The following is an 11,123-nucleotide window of genomic DNA, read 5'->3' on the forward strand; positions in this document are numbered from 1 at the left end:
ACGCGGCGCGAAACAACACAACAACACAACAACAACGAACAAAAAAGAACTCACAAAAAAGCCGTTCCGCCTTCACACTTCTTCAAAACCCTTCGCAACAAGATACATCTCCTTACTCTCCTTCCGCGAAGCCTCCGGCTTTGTTGTTTTCACAAAAGAAAACACGCGCCGAACCTCACCAACAAAACTCTCAAACTCACGCCCCTGAAAAACTTTGCACACGAACGAACCCCCCCTCTTTAGCTTCTGCTTTGCAATGAACAAAGCACGCTCGGCCAAGACAAACGAACGAAACTGGTCTTGATCACGAACACCCGTCGTAGCAGGAGCAGCATCAGACAACACGACATCCGCAACAGGAAGCTGCGCCACAACCGCATCATCAAAAAAATCCCCCTTCACAAAACGACAACCTTCAATCGGCTCAACCGGCTTCATATCAACGCCAACCACGCTGCCAAAACGAGAAGCGACACTACTCCACCCGCCGGGGAACGCCCCCAAATCAATAATGACATCATTATTCTTCAAAACACCATATTTTTTCTGGATAGACAAGAGCTTGAACGCAGACCTCGCACGCAAGCCCTCCCTTCTCGCTCGCCGACCAAACACGTCAAAACCCGTCACGCTCCCGCCTCCAGACAGCACAGTCCCCGAACAAGCCTTGAAAAACCTTGTAACACGGCAATACGCGAACAAAGTTGCTGCACGAACACACAAATACGCATCTGCACACCCTCTTGCACACCCCTTTTCAACACAGCACGTATTTATACTTAACTTTTCCTCGAGAAAACCACGAAACATTTATAAACCGCACAGGCAGAGAAAGAACCGTGAGAGGGGCAACGAGACGCGGCGCTGAAACAACCAGCGAGACAGCCACAAAAGCACAACTCATCGTACTCATCGCCACAGCACTCTTTCTTACAGCGGCGGCGCTTCCCATCACAGCACAAGCCCAAGACCAGCCCCCCACCACGCAAGACGCCATTGGTTGCTGCAGAAATGATGAAGGCGTAGGAAGCCTCGGCAAGTACTGCGTCGGCCTTGACGTCATCCAAAACGATACCAGCCTCTGCCAAGACGGCGGATACTTGCCAGACCAAGACTGCACGCAAGTCCCCGCATGCGAAGAGGGCTGCTGCTGCGGACCAACGTTGAGCAAGCCAGGAAGCCTCGGGCACTGCACATTCCTCAACGAAACGCTCGAAACAGATCAAGGCCTCATCGCCTTTGCACCAGGAGCAAATCAGGACTGTGTTGCTGTCTGCGAAGCCCTCCAACTCAGCACTAACACAACCAACGAAACAACAGGGAACGAAACCCAAACTGAAGAAACCTTCTACATTGCAGGAACAGTCACGGACCAACACACCGCAACCCCCATCCAAGGCGCAAACGTCTACGCCAGAACACCATCCAGCCCTTACCACGCCGTCACCGACGAACAAGGAAACTACATCATCACCGGCGTCCCTGCAGACCCCCTACAACTCAAAGTCTACGCAGATCACGACCAGTGCTCTCCTGACTCAACACTCCTCCAACCCTTTCTCGAAAACCACGATGATGTCGACTTCTCCCTCGACTGCACTGCACAAAACTGTCTCCACGCCATCCCAGAAATCGTGCGCCTCGCAGCAGTCCCCAACGAGCCTAAAAACATCATCCAATGGGAATTCCAAAACACGTGCCGGGACCTCCAAGGATTCGTCCTTCTCAGCTGTGATGAAACATGGACGGGCTGCGACGGCTACCCCCTCCCGCCCGAGACGTCAAGCTTCACCGACCCGCCAAGCTTCGCACCGCAACTTCCAAACGAGACGCGCTGCTACCAAGTCATCGCCCAATTCTTCGACGGAACAACAACCCAAACAGACCAGATACAAACCAACTGCATAGCACCCCCTGATCCTCAATGCATAAAACCCCACACGCCAGACTTTTGCGAAAACAACACACGAAAAACCTGCGATGAAAACAACAACGTCGTCACCATCCAAACTTGCGCCAGCACGGAAGTATGCACATACAAAACACCCACGAAGAGCAACCAAGACCACACAACCTGCGAGCCTCAAGCTCCTTGCGACCAATGCAACGGCCCCTTCGGCCTCTTCGCACACGTCCTTCAAAAACTGGGCATTGGCATACCGTACCAATCCCTCCTCAATTGGCCATGCCAAAACCTCGAACGCGTCTGCTACTCAGACGTTACGCCAACACCACAAGACGCCTATCGCTCCTGTGCAGATGTTACCACCTGCTACGACTACACCAGCTACGCCACCTGCTCCGCAGACCCCTGCCAGAAATTCAATAGCTCAGGACTCAACGGCTGCGTCTGGAAGCGACCAACCCCTGGCTTTGCAGAAGTAGGAAAAGGAGTCTGCGTCCCAAAAGACGCGGCACTGCAACAATGCGAACGGTGCAACGACATCTTCGGCTCCTGCAACAAAAACCTCTGCGAACAACTCGGCGAGTGCTACTACGACGAACTCCCAAACAACCTCAGAACCGAAACAGGATTCACACCAACATGCAGGAACCGCAGAGAGATGGCCTGCAGGTACTACGACACCAAAGAAGACTGTATTGGCCCGTCAGGGTCTGAATCCAGCATAACCGTCAACATCACCTTCAACAACCAAGGAGAAGCAATCGGAGGAGACCACGCCATCCTCACCCGCAGCAACGACCTCTTCGCAAGAACAGGACACCAAGAAGGCTTCGGACACTGCGAATGGATAAGTGGCTATGGCGACTTCTGCATCAAGAACAGCGACGGACACACGCAAGGATTCCCCCGCGACGACTGCGTCGAAGCAGGATTCGCCTCCACACCGCTCTACCCCGACTGCCTCCGCGACACGCAACCGCCCACCACGACCATTCTTCTCAAGCAAGGAGAGCCCTACGGCCTAGACGAACTTACCGCCATCCCCTATTACGTCAGCGACAACCTCTACAGCGCGGACTACATCACTACCTACGCGTGCCTCGTACCCGCAGGGGAAACGTGCCATCCCAACAACCGCGTCCAACACCCAACAGACCTCCTCCCCCTCCTCCTTGACGCCTTCAACCTCGACGCAGGAGCGTCAGGCACGTACACGATATGGTACTACTCAAAAGACCCCAGCGGCAACTACGAACAACCGCGCTCAGCAAACATAGACATTCAAAACACAACAAAGCCCTACATCACCAACGTCACAATAACCTAACACGACCAAGACGCATCAAACAAAAGTGCAGTCAACCATGCATACACGAAAAACTCGCGAAGAAACAAAAGACGGCCGAGCACGCCATCGCGAAGCTCCCGACCGCCTCCCAAAAACCCTCCCGAGCACGAGCCACGCTTTGCCACGACTCGTTACAGCACTACTCCTCCTCACCATCCTCTTCAGCAACGTCCCCGTCACCTTTGCAGACATCCCCTCCCCCGTCAAAAACCCTCGACCAACCATTGAAATAACATTCAACGAAGAAGTCATCATTGACGCGTACTGGCTTGAAAAAACCAACGACCCCTCAAAAAGATTCAGCGTAGAACAAATAACGCCCGACCCGGCCAAGACGTTCCTCTTCCAAGTAACAGAAGACCTCCCAACAGGAACGTACACGTTCTACGTCCAAGCAAGCAACGAACACGCGACAAGCCTAGAAACAATCACGTTCACGGTGGAATCGCCCATCCCTGAAGGATTTCGCATCTGGGTCGACCAACCGCCCCTCGGCGTCTCACCAACCACCCCCTACGATGTCACCATAAAAACCACAGAACCCGCGTCCTGCCGGTTCTCCACCAACTACGACCCGCGAAAAGACGGCCACGTCTTCGAAACAGGATTTCACGAATTCTTCAACGAAGGAACCGCCATAACCACGACGCACACGCTCACAGGACAAACAATCAACAGAACAATCTTCATAGCATGCAAAGACCAAGAAGACAACGTCCACTACGAAGACATCTACCTCGGCTACGACCTCCAACCCCCCCTCCTCGTAACGGATGCAGAACCCAACCCCGTCACGAACACCGCGCAACCACAAACCCGCCTCAGCGTCAAGACACCGAACGACCCGACCGTCTGCACCTACAACGACAAACAATTCCCCAACAACAACCCACAAGTATTTGATGACTACCAAGAAGATCACGAAGTCCTCATCAACTACACCTACGAAGAACTCCTCGATGAAGACGGCGACGTTTTTGGAAGAAAAGAACGCACCTACACCATCACGTGCACCGACCTCGGAGGCAACACCGCGACACAGGACCAACTCGTCATCATTGACCTTGCCCAAGAACTCGCCATACAAAAAATATCCCCTCCAGACCTGAGCGGCATGCCAAACCCCGTCGAATTTACTGTCCAAACCCCCACCCAAGCAACGTGCGAACTCAAATATGCAGACCTCACAGAATTCCAACCCTTCCAAGTCTCAACAGGCACGACCTTCACCGAATACATGAACCTCGAAGACGGAACCCACACCGTCGATGTCCAATGCGACTCGTCAATTGGAAGCGCGAGCGAAACATTCACCTTCACCCTTGACAGAACCATCCCCTACAACAATGATACAAGCCAAGCAGAGTTCACCATTCAAGTGCAAGAGCCGCCTCTCGGCGTCTCACCAACCACGCCCTACACCGCCATCATTACAACAAATAAAGAAGCCCAATGCAGGTACAACGATGATGTAGACCCGAGAACATTCGGCGGCACGTTCCAAAACTACTTCACCCCCTTCGACGAAGGACTCAGCGCATACACAAAAACCCACACCATCACGGACAGAAACAAAAGCGGCGACGTCTACCTCGCTTGCAAAGAAGAAGACGGCACCGAACACTACGACGCAGTCTACCTCGGCTACGACCCTGACCCGCCAACACCCCAAACGAGAGCAGACCCCGACCCCGTCGTGGACACCTTCCAGAGAACAACCACACTCACCGTTACCACACCGAACGACCCGACCGTCTGCACCTACAACGGAAAAGGCTTTCCAGGCTACAACCCCTCACTCATCACCGCATACAAAGACACGCACATGACAACAATCGCCTACAGCCTCGAAGACCTCTACGACTCCCAAACCGGCAACGCCTTCGGTGAGAAACAATTCACTTACGACATCGTCTGCACGGACCGCGCAGGCTGGACAGGCACCGACCAATATACTGTGACTGTTGATCTCGCAGAAGACCTCGCCATAGAAAAACTCAGCCCGAAAACAGACATAGTCAAAACCCTCCCCGTCAACTTTACAATCGCAACTTCTGTCACAGCCAACTGCACCCTCACCTACGCAACCTACGACGAACCCAAACCCTTCATGCAAAGCAACAACAACATCTTCACAGAACTCATGAACCTCGGCGACGGCATCTACCAAGTAAACGTGCAATGTGCATCAATACAAGGCAACGCAAGCGCACACTACACCTTCAAAGTCGACACGACAGGATCAACGAATAGCGGATTTCGCATCTGGGTCGACCAACCGCCCCTCGGCGTCTCACCAACCAAACCCTTCGACGTACGCATCCTCACCAGTGAACCGGCAAACTGCAAATACCATGAACCCACCAACCCCCTCCTCCTTTCAGGACTCACTGACGAACAACTCTTCACCTACCACTACTGGTACTTCTTCAAAGAAAACACACAAGGACCAAGCTACACGCTCGAACACTCCATCGACGCCCAAGAAACCAGCAGACAACTCTACCTCGCCTGCCAAGACGAAAAAGGACAATACCATTTCGACGACGTGTACGTTGGATGGGATGACACGCCACCACTCATCACGGTTATAGCCAACCCGGACCCCGTCACAGACCTCGGCAGGCCTTCAACAACACTCAGCGTCACGACGGACGACAGAACAACCTGCACCATCAACGGATATCCCTTCAAAGACTCAGCAACGCCAACCGACGACCTAACAGACGCATACCAAACCACGCACGAAGAAACTATCACCTACGACCCTGCCACCTTTGCAGGAGACCCCTTCACGCCACGCACGTTTGACTACAATATCGTCTGCACCAACCTTGCAGGACTCTCAGCCACAGCCCCCATCACAGTAACCGTGGCCTTCACCCGCGACGTTACCATTACCAAACTAGCACCGGGCGATTACACCAACAAGCAAGGAATACCCTTCACCGTCGAACTCTCCGGGGACGGAACGTGCACCATCACAAAAATAGACGGGGAAGAAAAGCCAACCCCCCTCCTCTCAGAAGACGGACGCGTCTTCACCACCACCCTCACAGGCATGGAAGAAGGAAAGCACACGGTCGAAACCTGGTGCAGAACCCTCGCAGGAGAAGCGACGAAGACGTTCAGCTTCACCATAGACAGAACACCCCCCACCAAGCCAGACCTCACCGCCCACCCCTCCTGCAAACCTAACAGGGTGAGCGCAACCTTCACCGCCGAAGACGACAATAGCGTAGGCGCCTTCAACTACACACTCACAAAAGCAAGCGAGATCATCACGCCATGGACCAAAACCACCAAGAATGACGTCACCGTCCACACAGACACGGAACCCGGCGAACTCTACAAGTGGACCGTCCACGCCATTGATCTCGCCGGCAACTCCGGCCAAGACGAAACCGCATATTCTGAAGTCCTCAACGACAACGAGCCCCGGTGCGATTTCATAAAACCAACCCTGCGCCTCTCTTTCAATCAAACAAAAGACGGCGGCTACGTTGTCATCCTCTGTGAAGATGAAGGAAGCGGATGCGAAGACACATACACCTATGCAGCAGTCGCGCCAAGCGCCACCTGCACGCCGAACACAACAAACCCGACATCGCAAGTCATCCACCTAACCTCGACGAAAAAAATCTGTGTCGCTATTGCCGACAAGAACAACAACACCGCAACAATTACCAAAACATTCACCATCAAGGATGAAAACTCAACCCCTTCAACCTGCACGAACAACATCCAAGACGGCGACGAAACAGACATTGACTGCGGAGGATCCTGCATCCCCTGCGAAGACGGAAGCACCTGCCAACAACCAAGCGACTGCCTCTCAGCAAGCTGCAACCCCCAAACATTCCTCTGCCAACCCCCCTCCTGTCATAACAACTTCAAAGACGGTGAGGAGACGGATGTTGATTGTGGCGGTCCTTCCTGCCAACCCTGCCAACCCGGCAGCGCATGCGACGCCCCAGCAGACTGTACCAGCACCGTCTGCGAAAACAATGCCTGCCAAGCCCCTTCCTGTCAAGACAGCGTCCAAAACGGTGAGGAGACGGATGTTGATTGTGGCGGTCCTTCCTGCCAACCCTGCCCCGAAAACTTCAAGTGCAAAACCCACGACGACTGCTCCACAAAATACTGCGACGAATACAGCTACTGCTCAACAAACGCCCAGGCAGACAGCGACAATGACGGCATGCCAGACGAATGGGAAGACAACAACGCCCTCGACAAGCACAACCCCGCAGACGCACAAGAAGACCCTGACAAAGACGACCTCACCAACCTCCAAGAATACAAGCTCGGCACGGACCCGTGGGACCCGGACACGGACGGAGACACCTATACTGACGGGGAAGAAGTCAAGAAAAACACCGACCCTCTCAGAAGCGACAGCTACCCCAAGAGCAACCTTCTCGCACTCATGCTCATCATTCTCGGCGCGACCACCATTATCGGAAGCTCAGGCTACCTCACCTACGCGCGTATCTACCTGCCCCACTCCACCACCACAACGATATCGAGCAACGAAGACTCACGAGGAGAACAAGACCAAAGAGTATTCATTCCTGGGAAAGACCCCCTCGCTGAGGCGGCAAGAAGGCGTCTGGAAGAGAAGATCGCCCGCCAACGACGACTCCAAAAGAACATCAAGAGACAATCCCTCTTTGAAACCTTCGAAAAACCCCCTGAAACATCAAAAAAAGAAATACCCATCACGCCAGTCCAAAAAGGAGACACAACCAAAAAATCACAGCAAAGCCGAACACAAACCCTTCCCCCCACAAAGACCCAAAAAACCAAACAAGCAAAACAAAAGCCTGCAAAAAAAGAAAAGAAATCCATAGAAGAACCAAAAGAAACACAAAAAGTCAAACAAAAACCTACCAACGACGATGCATTCGAGCAACTCGAAAAGCTCATTGAACAAGAACGAAAATGAACACGCAGCAACCGCGCCGGCTTTGCAAGCAAACACGGGACTCGCCATCACGCCCTCGCAAACACCAACATTTCAAAACACTCAAGCAATCACCACAGCGCTCACGACTGCGTAAAGGCCAACTCCAACAAGTCTTCATCTACCTCTCAGCGCTTCTCGTCATTATCGCAATCATCATTCTCGGCGCGACAACAATAATGAACCTCCTCAAAACAGGCTGTGACGTCCAAAAAAAAGACTTCGACCACGACCTTGCCAGAATCATTGAAAACGGCAGAGCATACGGCTCGTACGCAGAAGAAGAACTCAGCGCCCCCTGCTCCGTCCAAGCCATCTGCCTCATCGACCCTCGAGCGCTAGGCAACCAGGCATTCACCTTCCCCGGCAACACCCTCATCCAAGAAGAAGTTCGCCGCGGCACAAAAACCTCCCTCTACTACCTCACCGACAAGGACTACGAACCACGCCAACTATACCTCCCAGCGCTGCGCCTCAACAATCCAACCTTCCCGCTTTGTCTCAACGCAACTGCAGGAACGTTCACCTTCAGCGTAACAGGGAAACAAGGGCACGCTCTCGTTACACCAAAACAATAAACAAACGCTCCAGTCAACACCAACGCAGAAATTGGCAGGGCGTGACACGCCGAAAAAAATCGGTCGGAAACAGCCCCCGGAAGGTAGAAAAGAAAACAATCCCTCACCACGATGAAACGCGCCCAAATGCACCTCCAATTTACCTGGATCTTTGTCCTCATCGCAGGATTTGCTTTCCTCTTCTTCTTCATCACACTCACCTACAAGGCAATCACAGGGAGTAGCTCGGCAGAAGAGCATCAAATCATCACCACACTCCAAGCCAGACTGAAAGACCTTCGAAACACCGGAGACATCGGAACAACACTCTCATTTCCCCACACCACCTTCACCATCACGTGCTCAGCAACGCCGCCACAAACCACCCTCCGCCTCGGAGGAGCACGCGCAGACCTCAGAACGGTCACGCTCTTCTCACCACGCCGCCTCTCAGGAACACGATTTCCAGCCGCTGCCAAACCCCTCAAAACAGGGTTTCTCGCGGACACGCCCATCTACCTCGTCGATGAAGAGCACGGTTACCACTTCCTCACCGACCCGGAAGGAATAGCAACCACGCTCGCAAGAGCGCTACCCAACCAAACACGCATCTGGCTCTACGACGACCAAAACGACATCTCCTACCCCTCCCTCCCCTACCATCGCATCGTCGCAGCCAACACGGAAAGCAGGCCATTTCAAAAAGAAGACCTCCCAACACCGGCCACGCCTTCCACCCGAACAAACATAACCGCGCTCATCATTACGCCAACGCCCGACTCGTACCCCCAACCCCTCCAAGGCGTTTCCCAACTCACCTACTACGCCTTCCAGAACGGGGCATGGCACGAAACAGGAACGAGCTACGCGTACACCACGCCGCTCTTGCTAGGAGCCGTCCTCTCATCAGATGCCCGCGCATACCAATGCCAAGCACAAAAAACCCTCTCAAGACTGGCCACGCAAGCACAACTATACTACGACGAAACAACAGCAATCTCCTCCGCCCTCGCTACAAGGGGCTCTCACTGCAGCACAAAATACAACAACATCCTTCAAAACCTGCTCTCCATTCGCGACAACGCCAAACTCACCAAGGAAAACCTCAACATACTCAAAGACCAAACCACCCTGCTCAAACGAGCACACAAAGACGTCACCGAACTCCTCGGCTGCCCCTACATTTACTAACACGCCACAACCCCCGCAAAGCACAATCATTCGCAATTATCAAGACACAGAAGATGAGAAACAAGCAACACAGGAACACTCAACCAGAAACGCTTCGAAGCACGCAGCAACCACGCACAAAAAAAACGGCCCGGGCCGCCACGAGGCAAACCACGGCCCAACTGCAAAGCTTCGAGTCAGTCATTGTTATAGTCATTGTTATGTTCATCGTCATTCTCGGCATCCTCTTCTTTGCAAGGATGGGAAGGGAAACCATCAACGAAGAAAGCAGAAAAAAAGCCGATGTCGACGCCATAACCCTCTTCTCCCTCGTAACAAACCTTCCGGAACTCCAATGCTCAAAATATGGAGGAGTGACCGATCCCGCTTGTATCAACCTCTACAAAGCAAAAGCGCTCTCGAAGCTCATCAAAAAAGAAGGAGAACGAAGCGTCAAGTCGCCCGCGTTTTTTTACTACAACTCCCTCTTCGGAGACGCGACCGTGTCGCTAGCAACCATCTACCCCAACGAAGAAAACATAACCCTCTACGACCGAAAGCCACGCCACACCACCAGAAGCATACCGATTCGCATCCCCATCAAAGTAGAAGACCCCATCACCAACAAAAAAGCGTTCGGCGTCCTCACCGTCACGCACCACACGTGAACCGCAAAAAATGGCGTCTCCAAAAAAACAACAAACCACCACCAACAAAAACCAAGCAGCCCTCTCTTCGTCTACGCGAACGACCACGCTCTTCCCATCAAAAAAAAGACGGGCACAGATGGAAATAATCGGCCTGCTCATCATCGTCGTTCTCGTCGTGATCATCTTCTTTTTCCTCCTCTCCTTCACCCTCGGCAAGCACCAACCCACTCCCAAAAGCAAAATCCAACACGACGAGTACGCAACGAGATTCGTCGAAGCCATCTACACCCTCGACACGCCCTGCGGTGCCCGGATGGACAATTACATCAAGGACTGCATCCTTCACAAACCAACAATGTGCCAAGGAAAAAACGCGTGCGCGTATGTCAACGACGTCACCCGAACCATTCTCACCAAAACGCTCGCGTCATGGGGAGAACCCTACCTCTTTAACATCTCAAAAACGCCCATCCACCACGCATACGGCAACTGCACAGGAACGTCGGAAGCGTGGAGAGTTGGCGAA

The 11,123-nt window shown here is 53.1% G+C and carries 7 protein-coding genes; 6 read left to right on the top strand and 1 reads right to left on the bottom strand.

Translation table 11 applies throughout. The features are described 5' to 3' along the window. Positions 1-72: 72 nt before the first annotated feature. Positions 73-810, bottom strand: a complete 738-nt coding sequence (locus tag D6783_02745) for an RlmE family RNA methyltransferase (GenBank protein RME53186.1) — start codon at positions 808-810, stop codon at positions 73-75. Between D6783_02745 and D6783_02750 the strand changes: the two genes are divergently transcribed. From D6783_02750 to D6783_02775, 6 genes are all read left to right on the top strand, one after another. Then, a complete protein-coding gene (locus D6783_02750; protein ID RME53180.1) occupies positions 705-3,233 on the top strand; it encodes a carboxypeptidase-like regulatory domain-containing protein in 2,529 nt (842 codons plus the stop codon). The genes D6783_02745 and D6783_02750 overlap by 106 nt on opposite strands. A gap of 37 nt (positions 3,234-3,270) precedes the next feature. Then, positions 3,271-8,202, top strand: coding sequence for a hypothetical protein (locus D6783_02755; protein ID RME53181.1), 4,932 nt, complete (start codon positions 3,271-3,273; stop codon positions 8,200-8,202). Then, a complete protein-coding gene (locus tag D6783_02760; protein RME53182.1) occupies positions 8,199-8,798 on the top strand; it encodes a hypothetical protein in 600 nt (199 codons plus the stop codon). Before D6783_02755 ends, D6783_02760 begins: the two co-directional genes overlap by 4 nt. A gap of 111 nt (positions 8,799-8,909) precedes the next feature. Then, positions 8,910-9,968: a hypothetical protein gene (locus tag D6783_02765; protein ID RME53183.1), complete on the top strand. Its 1,059-nt coding sequence runs from the start codon at positions 8,910-8,912 to the stop codon at positions 9,966-9,968. Positions 9,969-10,021: 53 nt separating this feature from the next. Next, positions 10,022-10,615, top strand: coding sequence for a hypothetical protein (locus tag D6783_02770; GenBank protein RME53184.1), 594 nt, complete (start codon positions 10,022-10,024; stop codon positions 10,613-10,615). Positions 10,616-10,625: 10 nt separating this feature from the next. Continuing rightward, the coding region (locus D6783_02775) for a hypothetical protein (protein RME53185.1) at positions 10,626-11,123 on the top strand (498 nt) is incomplete at its 3' end.

The sequence above is a fragment of the Candidatus Woesearchaeota archaeon genome, from assembly GCA_003694805.1.
Classification (GTDB): domain Archaea; phylum Nanobdellota; class Nanobdellia; order Woesearchaeales; family J110; genus J110.

Coding starts and splice junctions, on each gene's coding strand:
- D6783_02765 (RME53183.1), top strand. CDS start 8,910: ATGAAACGCGCCCAAATGCACCTCCAATTTACCTGGATCTTTGTCCTC.
- D6783_02755 (RME53181.1), top strand. CDS start 3,271: ATGCATACACGAAAAACTCGCGAAGAAACAAAAGACGGCCGAGCACGC.
- D6783_02745 (RME53186.1), bottom strand. CDS start 810: ATGTTTCGTGGTTTTCTCGAGGAAAAGTTAAGTATAAATACGTGCTGT.
- D6783_02760 (RME53182.1), top strand. CDS start 8,199: ATGAACACGCAGCAACCGCGCCGGCTTTGCAAGCAAACACGGGACTCG.
- D6783_02770 (RME53184.1), top strand. CDS start 10,022: ATGAGAAACAAGCAACACAGGAACACTCAACCAGAAACGCTTCGAAGC.